General features: G+C 51.3%; 14 protein-coding genes. All 14 read right to left on the minus strand.

Features of this window, described 5'->3' with window-relative positions:
- Window positions 1-184: 184 nt before the first annotated feature.
- Window positions 185-922 (minus strand): hypothetical protein, encoded by a 738-nt coding sequence (locus QZQ08_RS08375; RefSeq protein ID WP_296330740.1) that lies wholly within the window; start codon window positions 920-922, stop codon window positions 185-187.
- A 14-nt stretch (window positions 923-936) separates the two neighbouring features.
- Window positions 937-2,568, minus strand: coding sequence for a phosphoenolpyruvate--protein phosphotransferase (gene ptsP / locus QZQ08_RS08380; RefSeq protein ID WP_296330742.1), 1,632 nt, complete (start codon window positions 2,566-2,568; stop codon window positions 937-939).
- Between the two features lie 9 nt (window positions 2,569-2,577).
- Window positions 2,578-2,835, minus strand: a complete 258-nt coding sequence (locus QZQ08_RS08385; RefSeq protein ID WP_296330745.1) for an HPr family phosphocarrier protein — start codon at window positions 2,833-2,835, stop codon at window positions 2,578-2,580.
- Window positions 2,836-3,025: 190 nt separating this feature from the next.
- Window positions 3,026-4,378, minus strand: a complete 1,353-nt coding sequence (locus QZQ08_RS08390) for a pyruvate carboxylase subunit B (RefSeq protein WP_296330748.1) — start codon at window positions 4,376-4,378, stop codon at window positions 3,026-3,028.
- A 321-nt stretch (window positions 4,379-4,699) separates the two neighbouring features.
- Window positions 4,700-5,686 carry a diaminopimelate dehydrogenase gene (locus QZQ08_RS08395; RefSeq protein ID WP_296330752.1) on the minus strand — a complete coding sequence of 329 codons (987 nt, stop codon included), beginning with the start codon at window positions 5,684-5,686 and terminating at the stop codon, window positions 4,700-4,702.
- A gap of 705 nt (window positions 5,687-6,391) precedes the next feature.
- Complete coding sequence (gene htpX, locus QZQ08_RS08400; protein WP_296330753.1) at window positions 6,392-7,243, minus strand: zinc metalloprotease HtpX; 852 nt, start codon at window positions 7,241-7,243, stop codon at window positions 6,392-6,394.
- A 12-nt stretch (window positions 7,244-7,255) separates the two neighbouring features.
- Window positions 7,256-8,266: a divergent polysaccharide deacetylase family protein gene (locus QZQ08_RS08405; protein ID WP_296330756.1), complete on the minus strand. Its 1,011-nt coding sequence runs from the start codon at window positions 8,264-8,266 to the stop codon at window positions 7,256-7,258.
- A gap of 83 nt (window positions 8,267-8,349) precedes the next feature.
- Window positions 8,350-9,246 carry a site-specific tyrosine recombinase XerD gene (gene xerD / locus QZQ08_RS08410; RefSeq protein WP_366140882.1) on the minus strand — a complete coding sequence of 299 codons (897 nt, stop codon included), beginning with the start codon at window positions 9,244-9,246 and terminating at the stop codon, window positions 8,350-8,352.
- Complete coding sequence (gene hfq / locus QZQ08_RS08415) at window positions 9,230-9,499, minus strand: RNA chaperone Hfq (protein ID WP_016459579.1); 270 nt, start codon at window positions 9,497-9,499, stop codon at window positions 9,230-9,232. The genes xerD and hfq overlap by 17 nt, the downstream gene beginning before the upstream one ends.
- Before the next feature lie 15 nt (window positions 9,500-9,514).
- A complete protein-coding gene (gene miaA / locus QZQ08_RS08420; protein WP_296330765.1) occupies window positions 9,515-10,453 on the minus strand; it encodes a tRNA (adenosine(37)-N6)-dimethylallyltransferase MiaA in 939 nt (312 codons plus the stop codon).
- Window positions 10,450-11,250 carry a class I SAM-dependent methyltransferase gene (locus tag QZQ08_RS08425; RefSeq protein ID WP_296330768.1) on the minus strand — a complete coding sequence of 267 codons (801 nt, stop codon included), beginning with the start codon at window positions 11,248-11,250 and terminating at the stop codon, window positions 10,450-10,452. Before QZQ08_RS08425 ends, miaA begins: the two co-directional genes overlap by 4 nt.
- The gene (gene mutL / locus QZQ08_RS08430; RefSeq protein WP_296330770.1) at window positions 11,247-13,133 is read right to left on the minus strand and encodes a DNA mismatch repair endonuclease MutL; all 1,887 of its coding nucleotides are present in this window, start codon (window positions 13,131-13,133) and stop codon (window positions 11,247-11,249) included. Before mutL ends, QZQ08_RS08425 begins: the two co-directional genes overlap by 4 nt.
- Window positions 13,130-15,745: a DNA mismatch repair protein MutS gene (mutS, locus tag QZQ08_RS08435; protein ID WP_296330773.1), complete on the minus strand. Its 2,616-nt coding sequence runs from the start codon at window positions 15,743-15,745 to the stop codon at window positions 13,130-13,132. Before mutS ends, mutL begins: the two co-directional genes overlap by 4 nt.
- Window positions 15,746-15,747: 2 nt before the next feature.
- The gene (miaB, locus tag QZQ08_RS08440; RefSeq protein WP_296330776.1) at window positions 15,748-17,073 is read right to left on the minus strand and encodes a tRNA (N6-isopentenyl adenosine(37)-C2)-methylthiotransferase MiaB; all 1,326 of its coding nucleotides are present in this window, start codon (window positions 17,071-17,073) and stop codon (window positions 15,748-15,750) included.
- Window positions 17,074-17,202: the final 129 nt, after the last annotated feature.

The raw sequence follows: 17,202 nt of genomic DNA on the forward strand, positions 1-17,202 counted from the left end.
CTTTAATTGTAAAGGATTTGAGTGCATATGCCTATTTTTTTATTGAAAAAAGTAGACGCTGAGAGGACACGAATCTGGACGGTCACTTTAGCGCCCCAAAATAAATTATACAACCAAAAAAAACACAAAGAAAAGCGCTGCGAAGAAATGAGGGCATCTCATGACTCACAGCGCTTTATTTATCTTATAAGGCATCAGGATCGAGGTGAAACAGGTAATATTTCGCGTCATCAAGGCTTGTTACATCCGTCCAGCCAAAGATGCGGAGGTGATGGACAAGGGAAAAGGCCGCTTGAAAGCGTTTGGTGACAGCAAGGGCCTTTTCCAGGATGGTGCGGGATTCAGGCCCCGTAAAATAGCCTTTCATCGCTTCCCGGATGAGCTCATCATTTTTGGGCGCCCATTTTTCTCGAAAACAGCTGTGGATAAACAAAAAGAGATCGATGACTCGAGGATCGGCATCAATGAAACGCTTCTCATTTTCCCAATCAAGGAGGGTCACTCTATCTTTTTCCAGGTCGTAAGCAATGTCCCGCAGGGCCGGACGGCCGTGGTGGAGGCCAAATCCATGCAATTCGCCCAGAGCTTCTCCCGCCTTATAAAAAGCTTTCCTGCGCACATCCTGCCAGGGAGCTTCTTTAGCAACGCCTTGGAGGGTCTTGCCCACAGCCTTCATAACGAAGTAATCATCATGAAGAAGGACAATTTCCGGTGCCATCGGGCCATATTGATTGACCGTCATGATTTTATAGACTTCACACCAAAAAGCTGCGTCGACGCTTTGTTTGGCAAAGCGGTTGCGATGGTTGGAAAGACGCCGTTTGATAAAATAAGGCTCGTTTTCATACAAAAAGGGCATGACACGTCGGTCAGGCTGTTTATTGATGGCGTCCGCCACCGCTTTTTTAAAGGCTAACTGCATATAAACACGCTTTCTTAGGACAGGCTGCGGATGAGTTTCCTTGTTGGCAGGATCCTTGCTGCAGACATACTGAGCTCATCTACACCCATTTCGATGAAGGTCGGGATGAGTTCCGGATCGGCGGCAGATTCCCCGCAGATACCCACCCAGATGCCCGCGTCATGGCCGGCTCGGATGGTCTTATGGATAAGCCGCAGTACGGCAGGATGGCTGGCTTTTCCCAATTCTTCCAGCTGGGCGTTCTGACGGTCCACCGCCAAGGTGTACTGAACCAAGTCGTTCGTGCCGATGCTGAAGAAATCCACTTCCTGGGCCAGTTCATCACTGATGACAGCCGAAGCCGGAGTTTCAATCATGATACCGACTTCAAGATTGGGATCAAAGGGAATCCCTTCTTCGTGAAGTTTCACTTCGGCAAGGTGAAGGAGCTCTTTTGCCGCCCTTACCTCTTCGACAGAAGTGATCATGGGGAACATGACCGCGACATTTCCATAGTGGGAAGCTCGCAAGATCGCCCTCAGCTGGGTATAGAAGATTTCTGGACGGGCAAGGCAGATACGGATGGCACGAAATCCCAGGGCAGGATTTTCCTCTTCCGGGAGGTTGAAATACCCCACTCGTTTATCGGCCCCAATATCAAGGGTGCGGATGATGAGTTTTCGCTGTCCCAGCGCCTGGGCCCCTTCTTTATAGGCCTCAAAGAGATCTTCTTCCGTTGGATAGTCGTTTTTCCGGAGATAAAGGAACTCACTGCGGAAAAGGCCAATGCCTTCGGCATCATTTTCAAGGACACCGGGCAAATCTCCTTCTTGGCCGATATTGGCGTAAAGGGCAATGGTGCGGCCCGTCTTGGTTTCCGTTGGAAGGCCCTTTAAGGCATCGAGGTCTTCTTTGCCCTTTTGCTCGGCTTCCAGTTTTTTCTTCATGGACGCAAGGGTTTCCGGTTCGGGGTCTAGGTATACCGTACCCGTCGCACCGTCAAGGGCTGCAAGCTTGCCATTCCAGTCCTCCCCAATCATTTTATCCGTATGTACAATAGCCGGAATGCCCATGGTACGGGCCAGGATGGCGGTATGGGAGTTGGCGCTGCCGCCGCTTGTCACAAACCCCATGATGAAATCCTTATTGAGCTGCACCGTTTCACTGGGCGTCAGGTCATCGGCACAGATGATCACCGGATGGTCAATCTTGGCCGCCCAATCAGAATCGCGCTTCATGAGGGTGCGCAGGACCTGTCCCATGATATCACGGACGTCGGCAGCACGAGCTTTCATATATTCATCGTCCATGGATTCCAGCATGGCAGCAAACTGCTCTGCTGCCCGTTCCACCGCGCCTTCTGCCGTCAAATGCTTTTCTGTCATAAGCCCTTCGATCAGGTCCACAAGATCAGGGTCCTGGAGCATCATTTGATGGGTTTCAAAGATACCAGCTTCGTCTTCACCAATTTCCTGGCGGGCCTTATCGGCAAGTTCGCCCAATTGGGCAATCACTTTTTCCTGGGCCGCATGGAAGCGGCGCCGTTCCGCTTCGGGATTAAGGCTCGTAAGAAGGGTCACACGATCTTCATCGGATGCATCTGGTTTGGCCGCAATGGGAGCCACAGCCACACCGCTGGAAGCGGATTTTCCTTTGATGATAATCATAGGCGCCTCTTAGAGATGATCCTTGAGGAAGGATTCCAAGGTGCATGCGGCTTCCTTTTCGTCTTCCCCTTCAACCATGACGGTGATCGTCATACCGGCTTTGATGCCAAGGCCCATGACGGTAAAGATGCGTTTGAGGTCGCCCGTCTTCCCATTGCCTTCCACCTTGCAGGTCGACTTGAAACCAGCAGCGGTCTTGACCAAAAGTCCAGCAGGACGGGCATGGATACCCGCAGGGTCCGTAATTGTATAGGTAAATTTTTCCATGGTGATTCCTCCTCAGATTCCATAAGCAAAAAACACATATTTCTTTTATTTTATAGTGAATGGGATTGTATTGCAAGTGCTTCCCCTAGGGAGCAGCCACACAGATATCACAAGACAGTCCCTTTGGCAAAAAAGAAACAGCACCATGAAGGATGGGCTTCACAGTGCTGCACAAAGTCACTTAGGTTTCTTAGCGGTTCTTTTTGAAATATTCCAAGGCAACTTCCGGGAATAGAGCATAGCTTAAGACGTCTTCCACGCTGGCATTGGGATAACCTTTGGCGGCAAGGTCAGCGCGCATCTTATCCATTTGCGGCGCAATATCATCGGCCGGACGATGGGTAATAGGCTGTTCGCCGTTTTTAAGGACCAGTTTTTTCAGTTCTTCGCTGATCGGGCCCGGCGTTCTGCCGTATTTGCCGCGGACGATGTCGCGGACTTCTTTCGGAATCATCTTGTAGCGGCCAAGGACAACATTCATGGTAGCCATGGAGCCAACAATCTGGCTGCTCGGCGTAACAAGAGGAGGATACCCCAGGTCGGCACGGACTTTCGGCATTTCCTTCAGCAGGGCATCGTACTTATCGGCAACGCCCATTTCAGCAAGCTGTTTGCGCAGGTTGCTGAGCATGCCGCCTGGAATCTGGAAGCTGAGGACCTGCGGGTTGATATCGCTGCTGTTTGGCAGGTTGAAGGTCTTGATGAGGTCGGCTTTGACCTTCTTGAAGTGGTCAGCAATCGGATAGAGTTTATTGACGTCGATCTTCGGATCCCGTTCCTGACCGGTCAGGGTGTAAACCAAGGATTCCGTGCAGGTATGGCTCGTGCTTTCAGCAAAAGGAGACAGGGCCGTATCAACCATATCGGCACCGGCTTCAACAGCCTTGAGGATGGTCATGGAACCCATACCGCTCGTGCAGTGGGAATGAACATCGATAGGTACATGAATTTCCTTCTTGAGCGCCGTAACAAGGTTGTAGCAGGCGTACGGAGCAAGCAGACCGGACATATCTTTGATACAGATGGAATCAGCACCCATTTCTTCCAGTTCCTTGGCAAGCTTCACAAAGTCGCTGTCCTTGTGATACGGACTAATGGTATAAACAAGCGTTCCCTGTGCATGGGCACCGGCTTCCTTGATGGCCTTCATGGAGCATTCCAGGTTCCGCGTATCGTTAAAGGCATCAAAGACACGGACAATATCAATGCCGTTTGCCACGCTGCGTTTAATGAATTCGGTGACAACATCGTCCGCATAGTGGTTATAGCCCAGGAGGTTCTGACCGCGAAGCAGCATCTGCAGTTTGGTATTCTTCACATGGCTGCGGATGGTGCGCAGGCGTTCCCAGGGATCTTCATTCAGGAAGCGAAGGCAGGAGTCAAACGTAGCACCGCCCCATGCTTCGAGTGCGTAGAAGCCGCAGTCATCGAGGGCTTCCAGGACGGGAAGCATATCGCTCGTGCGCATTCTCGTTGCGCAGATGGACTGATGTCCATCTCTGAGGACAGTTTCCACGATCTTAACAGGATTCGGGTTATTCATGTTTTAGACCTCCTATATTCTTAACATTTCTGTTGTCTAACATGCTAACTGTTTCCATTATAACATAAGACTTTCTTTTCTGTGTAATAGAAGAATCCTTATCTAAGATATAAGTACCCTTTTTGTTTCTTTCCCGCGGAAAAATCGTTCCGCATAAAAAATATAAGATCCTTAGGAAAAGAGCCCAGCAGATAGCAAGTTTCAAACCTTACCCATTTTTTACGCGATAGACCATGAGCCCATTGCTCAGGGTGGATTTTTCCTGAGGCAATGGGCTCATGGCAAAGGCTGCAGCGGCGTGATTTCTGCGCTAATCAAAAACTAAAGGAGATGGGCTCTCAGTTCCTCACCGCTTTCCGGGCAGAGATAAGCCGGCGCGATATCAAGGGCCGTACGGCAGCCCGTACCGCCTTCACGGGCAATGCGATGGGCAGCCCGCGCATAGGCCACAAGAACGGATCCAGTAAATTCCGGGTTCGAATCAAGGGTCAGGGCCAGTTCAAAGATATGGTTATGCGCTCCGTCTTTACCGGTTTTTCCGGAACGGATGACAAAGCCGCCATGGGCAAGACCACTGTGATCCCGCTTCATTTCTTCTTCACTGATGAAGTGAACCGTCGTATCATAGTCGCTGAAGTAGTTCGGCATAGTCACGATAGCCTTTGTCACGGCCTCGGCATCGGCGCCTTCTTCAAGGACAGCAAAGACTTCACGCGTATGTTTTTCCCGCGTCGTAAGGTCCGGGTTCTTGCCGGCACGAACCGCGTCAAGAGCTGCTTTGACGGGAATGGTGTACTGCTTGGCGTCCTTGACACCGGGAATACGGCGAACCGCGTCACTGTGGCCCTGGCTGACGCCTTTGCCCCAGAAGGTATAGTCCTTCCCCACAGGAAGAACAGCATGACTATAGACGCGGGCAAGGGAAAATAGGCCCGGATCCCAGCCAACGGAAATGACCCCTACATGATTCGTTTCCTTACCAGCTGCATCAACGGCCGCAAAATGGTCAGGAATGCAGGCATGTGTATCAAAGCTATCCACCACGTTGAATTTCTTTACATATTCCGGCGTCTGCTTAGGCAGGTCCGTTGCACTGCCGCCGCAGATGATGAGGACATCGACCTTATCTTGGTAAGCGTCAATATCGTTTACGGAGATGACGGGAACGCCAGCCGTTTCGATGCTGACTTTTGCCGGATCGCGGCGGCTGAAGACCGCCACAAATTCCATATCCGGATTGTTTCTAAGGGCCAGTTCAACGCCGCGGCCCAAATTGCCGTAACCCATGATGGCAACTCTTGTTTTCATATCCTATATCCCTCCATATGAATCGTCTAGTTTAGTCAAGTAGAGTTCCACTATAACACAAAACAAAAGGATTTTCATTAGGAAATTGAAATTTTAGGGAAGTAAAAAGTACAATCGCCCCTTCCCCAGAACGTCCTGTATCAAAGGTTACACTAGAAGGGAGATCAGTGCGTTCTCACACAGTCTCAAACCTCCTGACTCAGCAATCAGACACCGATTGTGCAGATTGTCAAGGTAAAAAGATGGGGCCTTTGACGCCGCGTGTTCGGTGCACATGGAAGGTCACGAATCGATTGGCGATGCGCTTACCGCCTTGACAATGGCGGATTGACTCTGCGAGTCGAGGTCAGAGGAAAAACACGAACGCAGAACGTTCCAAGCGCCATAGTATTTTCTACGTTTCAAGAAGACCCGCCTTTTACAAAAACCGGATATAAGACAAAAACCCAAAACCGAACCTATATCTACGTTCGGTTTTGGGCCTACCTTATGGTTTTTTGCCTTACAATCTTCTGCGTTCCAATCTTTCTTCCAATTGCTTTTGCGAATTTGGCTCAGATGGGCCCAGCTAGGGCCCCACTTCTACTAACAAAATCCTCATTGTCACAGGTTTTATGCGTCCGTATTTTCCTCCACAAAACCTTTTTTAAGCAATGGCTTCCCGTTCTTCATCAAATCAGCCCGCTTCTTGGGCTGACTAAAAAATTACACAATACACTTTCTCTTCCCCATCCTTTCCGCCTGCTCACGCAGCCGGCGGATGCGTTCTTCTGTTGACGGATGGGTGGAAAAGAGGCTCTTTGCCTCTTTTGCTGCAAGGGGAGAAATGATGAACATATGGGCTGAGCTTTCTTGAGCCCCAGCCATAACGGTACGATGGGCGGCAAGGTCGATCTTTTCTAGGGCATCCGCCAGTTCATTAGGGTCACCGCACAGGGCCCCCCCTGCTTCATCAGCCATATATTCCCGGGTCCGGGAAATGGCAAATTGGATGATCATGGCCATGAGGGGTGTCAGAATGAGGATCAAAAGGGAAGCAATGGGATTTTGACGATCCCGGTCCCTTCCGCCGCCAAACCAGAAAGCAAACCGGGTCAAGGCCGAAATAGTGCCGGCCATGACGGCGGCAATGGTACCAACAAGGATATCACGATGAAGGATATGACTCATTTCATGCCCCAAGACGCCGGCTATTTCCGGCGCCGTGAGCGCATCCATAAGGCCCGTCGTTACGCAGACCGCAGCATGCTGGGGATTGCGGCCCGTTGCAAAGGCATTGGGCACACGACTGTTCATGACGTAGACCTTTGGCATGGGAAGGTTAGCCCGCGCCGCTAGTTTTTCAACAATGTCATATAACTCCGGTGCCTCATTTTTTGTTACAGGGACGCATCCATATTGATGAATGACCATGGTGTCACTGTACCAATACATGAAGAAATTCATAGCAAGGGAAATAAGCAGCATGAGGCTCATTCCCGATGAGCCCCCCAAATAGTCTCCTAAAAAAACCAAAAGGGCTGTCATAAGACCCATGAGGGCAGTCGTTCTCAGCATAAGATGACCTCCTTACTGTAGCAGGGATGCGGCAGGGACCAAGGTAATGCCCGATTGAAGGACAGCCCGATAAGACCGTTTCCAGGCTTCTGCCGTATTGGGTCTGGCATGACAGATGACGATGACACTGCCATAACGGTCTGCCAGCTTGACAGCCTGAGCAATTTTTTCCTCGATGGCGCCGATATCACTGCTGTTATCAAGAAAGAGCGAGTTATGCCCGGTCGGGATACCAAGGCTGCCCGCTTCTTTTTCCGCCACCGTGGCGGAGTTGGTCCTGCTGTCAATAAAGAATAGGCCATTTTCCCCAATGACGGAAAGGGCCGCGCGAATCGTCGGTCCATGGGCGGTTGCCTTGGAACCCTGATGGTTATTGACGCCGGCAATACCGGGCAGGCTGTTGATGGCTTCCTGCACAAAGGATGCAATCTGAGCTTTCGTCTGCCCCACCCCCACGAAGCGTGTTTCTGAGCTGCCGCCTGAAACAGGTTCCATGGGCAGATGGAGCATGGCCGTGTGGCCGCTATTTCGAATAATGGAAAGGGCAGATGCGCTATTGGGTTTAAAGGGAATGACTGCAAAGGTCATCTTAAGCGGCAGGCTCGTCAGTGTCCGTACCGGTCCCAGCTCGTAGCCGCAGTCGTCAATGACGATGGCAAGCCGCCCCTTATAGGCGCCCGGAGCAAGGCCCAAAGGATTTTTATCCGCCTCAGGCAGTTCTTTTTTCACAGCAGGCGGAACCGCCTTTTGCTCTTCTACAGGGTGAGCCCGAATTGGGTCCTGCTTCTCTTCTTTTTCGATTTTCTCAATCTTCTCTTTTTCGATTTCTTTTCGTTCTTTCTTGCGAACTTTCTCAATCTCTTCCCTGACGGTTTGGGGAAGGGCTTCCTTCACGGTCTCGCGGACGGTTTCAGGCAGCGCTTCTTCAACCACATCGGGCCAGGTCAGATCGGGATTAGCTTTTTTATGGGCTGCAAGAAACATTCCAAGGCCAATGACGGCAAAAAGGATCAAAAAGATCAAGCATCCGCCGTGCTTATTCTTGCGGCGCCGTGGCGAGCGGGCTGCCGATCGCCGTAAAGGTTTACGAGGCATTGCATTCTCCCTTATGCCCGGGGATGGCTTTTATCATAGATGGCCTTGAGGCGGTGATTGGTGAGGTGGGTATAAATCTGCGTCGTAGAGATATCGGAGTGACCTAACAGTTCCTGCACCGTTCTAAGGTCCGCCCCATTATCGAGCATATGGGTAGCAAAGGAATGACGCAGGATATGAGGCGTCAAGGATTTGGCAATATGGACCTTGAGTCCATAATTTTTAATGAGCTGCCAAAAGCGCTGCCGCGTCATGCCCGTTCCCCGAATGGTCAGGAAAAGATCATCACAGGGACGGTTTTCCTTGACAAAATGGGGACGGACCCTGCTGAGATACTCCTTTAAGTACTCAATGGCATAATGTCCCAGCGGAATAAGCCGTTCCTTTGAGCCCTTACCATAAGCAATCACATAATGGGACGCAAGATTGACGCTTCCTACCTTGAGGGCAAGCAATTCCGAGACACGCATACCCGTTGCATACATCACTTCAAGCATGGTTCGGTCCCGGTACCCTTCGGGTGTATCAAGATCAGGCGCTTCAAACAAGCGATTGACTTCATCCTCGCTCAAGACCTTGGGCAGGACCATGCCCCTTGTTTCCGATTCGACAACTTCGCAGGGATCCACCTCAATGGTACCCTCTGCCGACATAAAACGGAAGAAGGCCTTCAAAGCAGCCAGTTTCCGGGCAGAACTTGTCGCTGCATAATTTTGAGCCTTAAGTACGCTCATATACGCGAGAATATCATCACGGCTGATTTCCTTGATGGGCTTCTTGACCCAGACTGCAAAAAGGCGCAAATCACGGCCATAGGACTCACGCGTGTTGCGCGCAAGTCCCATTTCCACCGTTAGATAATCCATAAAAAGAGCAATCTCATCTTCTATTTTATTCCTTAGGGACACTCTGATCATTTCCTTTTTTAAGTACTAAGATCGATTCTGCCTCTACAGGGGCGATCGTCGAAATCGCATGTTTATAGATCAATTCCTGTCTTCCATCACAGTCAATGATGACCGTAAAGTTATCAAAGCCCCAAACCTTGCCGCGGACCTGAAACCCATTGAGCAAATAGATGACAATGGTCTTTTTCTCGGCGCGCACTTTGTTCAGGAAGCTGTCCTGGAGGTTGAGTGTCTTAGCGTTTGATGTTCCCATGAATGAATCCCTCTCTTATTTTTCTATAAATTGTCTTTCTCGAAGCACTTTCAGCATCTTATCCGCAATAGCTGGATAGCAGGGTGATGCGTCAAGCATCAACCAATGGATGTAAGGCATTTTCTTATACCAGGTAATCTGCCGTTTGGCAAAATTACGGGTTGCCTGCTTAATCTTGGCGACAGCCGTTTTTTTGTCCCATTCCCCTCGAAAATACTGGACACATTGACGATAGCCGATGCTCTTCATGGATTGAGAATCCAAAGGAATCCCTTGATCATAGAAAAAGCGGGCTTCATCAAAAAGACCCTCTTCCACCATCAAATCAACACGGCGATTGATTCGATCGTACAGGAGGGCACGCTCCATCGTAAGACCAAAGACCACCGCGTCAAAAGGACTTTCGCTGTCCTTTTCTTGGGATACGGGGTCTCCATCTTCCCATGCTTCGATGGCTCTAATTATACGCCGTCTATCATTAATCTTCAATCGCTTCGCCGTTTCTTCATCAAGTTTTTCCAATTTTTGATGAAGGGCCTCATTACCATAGCGATCGGCATATTCTGCAAGGTCCTGACGCCGCTTGGTTTGTTCCTCGCTGGTTGAAAAATGGTAGTTTTCCAGAAGGGCCTTGAGATAAAGTCCGGTTCCCCCTACAATGATGGGCAGATGGCCCCGCCCATGGATTTCCTGGATGAGGGCCGTCGCTTCCCTTTTGAAATCAAAGGCCGAATACTTTTCTTCCGGATTGCGCACATCGATGAGATGATGCACGGCAAGGGCCCGTTCCTGGGGTGTCGGTTTGGCCGTAGCAATGTCCATCCCGCGGAAAACAAGCATGGAATCACCGGAGATGATCTCCCCTTGGAGCTTTTGGGCAAGCAGAATTCCGCAGGCTGTCTTTCCCGTCGCTGTCGGTCCAAGGATGACAACGACTTTTTCTTTTGCTGTCATGGCGTCCTCCTTATGATTCCGTATTTGATGCGGCTGTAGCGGCCGCCTTGGATTTCCTGGGCGCCCAGTTCGCTGAGGAAATCGCGGCTTCGTTCCTTGATAACGACAAGCGGGGCCGCTTTGAGTGCCTTTTCAATGACGCTCCGCGTCAGCGGGCGATGGTCGGCAGCCGGCCGCATGGGAACCATGTTAGAAGAACCCTCGACAGGATGCTCAAACATAGGGTCAAAATAGACTGCATCAAAAGAGTCAGGCGGAAGGGTTTCCAAGTAGGCGGCCGTATCCCCCAAAACAGGTTCAATGCGCCGAAGGGCCTTCACAAGATCCTCATCCCCCTCGTCATAGGAACGCAGACCGAGCCGCGTCATTTGATAGAGGATGGGAGACGCTTCAACCCCCACGACCGTTCCTTCAGGTCCTACGGCATAAGAAATGACCGCCGCATCTGAGGCAAGGCCCAAGGTTCCATCAAGGATCCGGCTGCCAGGCCGAAGGGCCAGGGCTTCCACTAGATGGTCCGTTTTTCCTTCCTTTAGGGCCCGCACGCGGAGCGTTGCCATGCTGGGATGATAAAAAAGGATGCCCTCTTCGGTTTCTACTTGGGGCCCTTTACGCGTTGCGACAAGAAGGCCAGCAAGGTTCCGCTCTATTCGAAGCGTTTCCAAGGAAACCCCTCGGGGTCGCTTCAGATACGGAAGAGCAAGCGTTTGCGCCCAGGATTTTGCCGTTTTGATGAGCTCCGTGCCGCCCTTGAGCCCTACTGTCACGGCAAAGCGCTCCTTCATCTCCCCCATCATGTCCGCTTAAAGAGCTTAAAGAGCTCTGGCGTCGTCACTTCGATCATACAGGGCCGTCCGTGGGGGCAGGTAAAGGGATGTTCCGTATTGAGAAGTTGCAAGATGACTTCCCTCATCTGGCGGATATTCAGCAGCTCACCTGCCCGGATGGCACTGTGACAGGCCGCATAATGAAGGACTTCTTCCCGCAGGTCACTGGTCTTGATGGAGCGGTTTTCCGCAAGAAGGGTCAGGATATCCTGGATAAAGGCTTCGGCCTCCCCGTCTTCCACATCGGCCGGCAGGGCAGAAATACGCAGGGAAGTTTCCCCGGCAGGTTCCGCGTCGACACCAAGTTTCAGGAATTCGTCGCGATATTCTGCTACAGCATCCACGTCCCCAGCACTTACGGAAAGGAAAAGCGGCATAAGAAGGGTTTGACTGGGAACCGGTTTCTGCTGCCGGATGAAACGATCATACATGATGCGTTCATGGGCTGCATGCTGATCGATGAGGTAAAGGCTCGTTTCTGACTGGGCAACGATGAAAGTACGGTTGACCTGTCCCAAGGGCCAGATTACGTCAATCCCACTGGGAGGCTGGATTTCCCCTCGCTCATTTACGGAGCCATCCATTTCCCCGCTCGTTCCTTCGCCCGTTATGGCATGAGGTTCGGTCGTGGGTGGCGCCGTGCGCTGCGCGCCAAAAATTTCATCCGTATAGGAGCGATCAGGCCGCGCAACCTGTGGCTCCGGCGTACGCCAAATCGGCTGGCCAAAGGCAGGATTCTGGGGAAGAAAGCTGCGGCCCTGAGCATGAGGGAAAATGCTTACTTCTTCAGCCAGGCTTTCCTCTTTTTGGGGAGACGGCTTTTTAAAGGTCACTTCGTCCTTTCCTTTTTCCGTTCCCTGCATGGGATGGGTCAGGGCATTTGTGAGTGCATGATAGACAGCCCGGTAAACTGCCTGCTCATCGCCAAACTTGATTTCACTTTTTTGGGGATGGACATTAATATCAATCGCATGGGTGTCCACGGTCAGTTTCAGCATGGCAAAAGGAAACCCTGACTTAGGAATCTGGGACTGGTAGGCGTGATCGATGGCACGGCTCACCATCCGGTTCACAATATACCGGTCATTGACAAAAAGGGTCTGCCACTGCCGAGTTCCCTTAAGAAGGGTGGGCCGGCTGATGAACCCCTTGACACGGATTCCATCCTGTTCGTGGTCTACGGGAAGAAGGGCCTCAACGACATTTTTTCCATAAAGCGCCCCAATGACGTCGAGTTCATCGCCGCTTCCCGGGGTATTAAGGACTTCCTTGTCGTTATTATGGAGCGTAAAATGGACATCCGGCCGTGAAAGGGCCATCTTGGAAAGGATATCGTTGATATAGCGGCCTTCCGTGCTGACCGTCCGCAAAAATTTGCGCCGTGCCGGAACGTTATAGAAAAGATCCTTTACGGTCACGGTTGTTCCCACATCGCCACCCATCACATCAACGCTCATATTTTCCCCGCCATCGATGGTGATGCTTGTTGCAAATTCCGCGCCTTCTTCCCGTGTGAGAAGGGTAAAATGACTGACAGAGGCAATGCTCGGCAGTGCTTCCCCGCGAAACCCCAACGTCTTCAAGGTGAGCAGGTCCTCAGCCCTTACGATCTTGCTTGTTGCGTGGCGCAGTACGGCAAGACGGGCATTTTCCTCGTCCATACCGGATCCATTGTCCTTGACGCGGATATATTCCGTTCCCCCTTCATAAATCGTGACATCCACATGGGTGGCACCGGCATCAAGGGCGTTTTCCACCAATTCCTTGACAACGGACATTGGTTTTTCAACGACCTCACCAGCAGCAATCTGGTTGGATGTATTTTGGTCCAGGAGCTGGACTTTTGCTTTCACGAAAGTTTTCCTCCTTCCCGTTTGGCTTCTTCCGCCAGTTGATAGAGGGTATTCATGGCCTCAAGGGGGGTCATGGTCATGACATCAAGCCCCATGAGGGTATCCCTGATGGTATCACCAAAAAGGCTTCCCTGTGCCTCATCCTGCTCCGTCTGCTTGGGGATCTCCACATGATGCGTGCCCTTATGGGAAAGCGGTGCCTCGGCGGCATATTCTTCCAGGAGCTCGTCTGCCCGATCCAGGACCTTTTTGGGCAGGCCTGCAAGTTTGGCAACATGGATTCCATAGCTGCGGTCCGTCCCACCAGGCACGATGCGCCGCAAAAAGACTACATCATTGCCCTTTTCCTTCACGGCAATGGAATAGTTCTTGATGCCATCAAAAAGATCTTCCAGTTCGATCAGTTCATGATAATGGGTTGCAAAAAGGGTCTTGGCCTTGATTTTTTCGTTGATATATTCCACCACGGCACGGGCAATGCTCATCCCGTCATAGGTACTGGTTCCGCGCCCGACTTCATCAAGGATGATGAGGCTGCGGCTCGTGGCATTTTTGAGGATATTTGCCACTTCATTCATTTCCACCATGAAGGTGCTTTGCCCCGTGGCAAGGTCATCGCTGGCACCGACACGGGTGAAGATGCGGTCCACAGGAGTGATGACAGCTTCCCGGCAGGGCAGAAAGCTGCCCATTTGGGTCATAAGGACAAGCAGGGCCACCTGACGCATATAGGTTGATTTTCCGGCCATATTGGGCCCGGTCAGGATGATGAGCCGTTCATCCTGACCATTTAACTGTACATCGTTGGGGACAAAAAGCTCACGTTCGAGGAGTTTTTCCACGACAGGATGGCGTCCATCCTTAATGATGATTTCGCCATTGTCGCTGAGGCGGGGGCAAACATAATTGCCTTTAAAGGCGGCCATGGCAAGAGAATAGATGGCATCAAGCTCACCAATGGCGCGGGCCGTATCTTGGATCGTTACAAGCTCATCACGGACACAGTTACGGATCTCATTAAAGAGATAATATTCAAGCTGTTGGATCTTTTCCTTGGCACTGAGGATCTTATTTTCAAAGGTCTTCAGTTCCGGAACGATATAGCGTTCCCCATTGACCAAGGTCTGCTTGCGGATAAAACTGTCCGGCACTTGGGAAACCTGACCTTTGGACACTTCAATATAATAGCCAAAGACTTTGTTGAAGCCGACCTTTAGGTTCTTGATTCCCGTTTCTTCCTTGATGCGCAGCTCAAAGTCCTGCATCCAGGCATTGTTGTTTTCCGCAATATCATGGAGCTCATCCAGTTCGGCATTGTATCCCTTGCGGATCATCCCGCCTTCCCTGACCGTAAAGGGAGGGTCATCGACAATGCCGCGGCGCAGTTCATCAAGGACGGCATCATGGCTGTCGATGCGGGAGGAAAGTTTTGCCAAAAGCCCTTTCCTATAGGGGGCAAGAAGGCGCTTCAGGTCCGGCACAGCCAGAAGGGCGGTGCGCAGGGAGGCCATATCCCGGGCATTGGCAGACCCCACTTCGATGCGGGAAAGGATGCGCTCAAGGTCCGTAATCTTTTTAAGGGCCTCACCGAGCTCCGTCCGCAGCCGCGAATCACCTACAAGGGTGCCGACAGCCTGCTGCCGACTTGTAATGCGGGCTGCGTCATAAAGGGGGGATTCAATCCACTGCCGCATGAGGCGGGCCCCCATGGCGGTCGCGGTGTAATCAAGGATATCAAGGAGGGTGCCTTTTTTCGTACCGTCCTTCATATTCCGGACCAGTTCCAAGTTGCGGATGGCCGTTGCGTCAAGAACCATGGTCCGGTCCGTCGTAATTTCCGTGAGGCGGTTCAGCTGTGCCAGATCGCTTTTCACATTGACATGGATATATTGAAGCATGAGTTCAATCGTATCCCGTACAAGCGGTTCAGCGTAGGCTTTCCCTTCCGTTCCAAAATGACGGGCAAAATCATCGATTTCCTCATCTTTTTGGAAGCGATTGACCATGCATTGAGGCAGTTTCTGGGAAAGTTCCTGCGTGAATCGTTCCGGCAGCTGTTCATCCGGCGCAAGGACGAGCTCCGCCGGCTGCATGCGGTAAATCTGGTCCATCAGAAGATCTTCCCAATAAGGGCCGGATGCTTCGTACCAACTGGCCTCCCCTGTGGATACATCGGCAAGACCAAGGACGGCCCGTCCATCACCTATAGAAACAGCCGCCAGGTACTGATTGTGCTCGTCATCAAGGACGGCATCGGAAAGGACCGTTCCCGGCGTCAAGATCTTTGTGACTTCCCGCTTGACAATCCCGACTGCTTTCTTGGGATCTTCCATCTGGTCGCAAATGGCAATGCGATAGCCCTTCTTGATGAGTTTGGCCAAGTAGCCGTCAACTGAATGAAAAGGTACACCGCACATGGGGATGGGATGTTTTGTATTGCCTGCGCGCTGGGTCAGCGTCAGATTGAGTTCCCGAGAAGCGGTGATGGCATCTCCAAAAAAGAGTTCATAAAAATCACCGAGACGATAGAAAAGAAGCTTATCCTCATGCTGCTTCTTGATTTCCATATACTGCTGCACCATGGGGGTATACCCTTCACCAGTCTGCGTCATCGTTATGCCTCTTCCTTTCCTCTAATGAGCCACGTCTGGGCCCTTTCCATCTTTACGTTGACAAGGTCACCCGGTGCATGGTCCCTTATCTTTGGCCACAGGACCAGATCATTTCCGTCCGTTCTGCCGCTCAGCATGGCAGGATTGCTCTTGCTGGGCCCTTCAACCATAACAGCAAGGGTCTTTCCCACCAGGCGTTTGTTGCGTTCGAGGCAGATCTCGTTCTGCAGCGCCATGAGACGATCCAGCCGTTCGTGTTTCACCTCATCCGGGACCTGCGCCTCAAAGCTTGCTGCCGGCGTCCCTTTGCGCGGAGAATAGATAAAGGTAAAAGCATCATCATATTCAACGGTACGAAGAAGGTCCAAGGTGTCCTCAAAATCTTTTTCCGTCTCGCCCGGAAATCCTACAATGAGGTCGGTCGTAATGACAGCATCAGGCACAAAGCGGCGGATGGTTTCAACAAGCTTCAAGTAGCGTTCCCGGTCATAGCCGCGGTTCATGGCTTTCATGATGCGGCTGCTGCCAGACTGGACAGGAATATGGAAATTCTTGCAAATATGCTGACTTTCAGCAATCGTCCTCACAACGGCCTCGCTCATGTCGCGGGGATGGCTCGTCATGTAGCGGATCCGCTCCACACCGGGGATGGCATCGACAAGCTTCAGAAGCTTGCTGAAGCCTTCCTCTTCGCCCCGATCCTTGCCATACGAATTGACGTTCTGCCCCAAAAGGGTGAACTCCTTATAACCCAAGGCCACGGCCTTTTCGATTTCATGGCAGATGGCCTCGGCACCGCGGCTTCGTTCCCGGCCCCGCACATAGGGCACAATGCAGTAGGTGCAGAAATTATTGCAGCCATACATGATGGGAACCCAAGCGGCAAAGCTGCTCTTGCGCACAAAGGATCCCTCAAATTCCCGAGGCATGATGGCAAGGTCATCATAGACGCTTTCGGCGCTGCCATGGCCGGCAAGATGATTTTGCAGGATGGAACTGAAATTGTTCACATGGGCCGTCCCCAAGACAAGGTCCACTTGAGGATACTTTTTTTGAAGGTCCTTGCCCCACTCCTGGGCCATGCAGCCTACTACACACAGGACCATGTCCGGATTTTCACGCTTCAGGCGCTTCATTTCTCCGACCTTCCCCAGAATCTTCTTTTCCGCGTTTTCACGAACGCAGCATGTATTGATGACAACGACATCAGCATGTTCATAGTCCTCACTGGCTTTGTAGCCCAAATCAAGGAGCTGACCAGCATAGTGTTCGCTGTCGCTTTCATTCATCTGGCATCCATAATTGATGATGGCGTAAGTCTTATTCATATCATTCTCCTTTGTCAGTCTAACAATATATTATACTGTAAAATTGAAGAATTTTGTAGGGACCTTTGAGGGATCGTATGTGTCAACATTTTCTCGGGAGACCCCTATAAGATTGTGTTGCAGCTTAAT

Origin of the sequence: uncultured Acidaminococcus sp. (assembly GCA_900538365.1) — a bacterium.
Taxonomy (GTDB): Bacteria; Bacillota; Negativicutes; order Acidaminococcales; family Acidaminococcaceae; genus Acidaminococcus.

What these genes read in the sequence shown, in the direction of transcription:
- QZQ08_RS08375 (WP_296330740.1), bottom strand. Translation starts at nt 922, where the DNA reads ATGCAGTTAGCCTTTAAAAAAGCGGTGGCGGACGCCATCAATAAACAG.
- ptsP (WP_296330742.1), bottom strand. Translation starts at nt 2,568, where the DNA reads ATGATTATCATCAAAGGAAAATCCGCTTCCAGCGGTGTGGCTGTGGCT.
- QZQ08_RS08385 (WP_296330745.1), bottom strand. Translation starts at nt 2,835, where the DNA reads ATGGAAAAATTTACCTATACAATTACGGACCCTGCGGGTATCCATGCC.
- QZQ08_RS08390 (WP_296330748.1), bottom strand. Translation starts at nt 4,378, where the DNA reads ATGAATAACCCGAATCCTGTTAAGATCGTGGAAACTGTCCTCAGAGAT.
- QZQ08_RS08395 (WP_296330752.1), bottom strand. Translation starts at nt 5,686, where the DNA reads ATGAAAACAAGAGTTGCCATCATGGGTTACGGCAATTTGGGCCGCGGC.
- htpX (WP_296330753.1), bottom strand. Translation starts at nt 7,243, where the DNA reads ATGCTGAGAACGACTGCCCTCATGGGTCTTATGACAGCCCTTTTGGTT.
- hfq (WP_016459579.1), bottom strand. Translation starts at nt 9,499, where the DNA reads ATGGGAACATCAAACGCTAAGACACTCAACCTCCAGGACAGCTTCCTG.
- miaA (WP_296330765.1), bottom strand. Translation starts at nt 10,453, where the DNA reads ATGACAGCAAAAGAAAAAGTCGTTGTCATCCTTGGACCGACAGCGACG.
- QZQ08_RS08425 (WP_296330768.1), bottom strand. Translation starts at nt 11,250, where the DNA reads ATGATGGGGGAGATGAAGGAGCGCTTTGCCGTGACAGTAGGGCTCAAG.
- mutS (WP_296330773.1), bottom strand. Translation starts at nt 15,745, where the DNA reads ATGACGCAGACTGGTGAAGGGTATACCCCCATGGTGCAGCAGTATATG.
- miaB (WP_296330776.1), bottom strand. Translation starts at nt 17,073, where the DNA reads ATGAATAAGACTTACGCCATCATCAATTATGGATGCCAGATGAATGAA.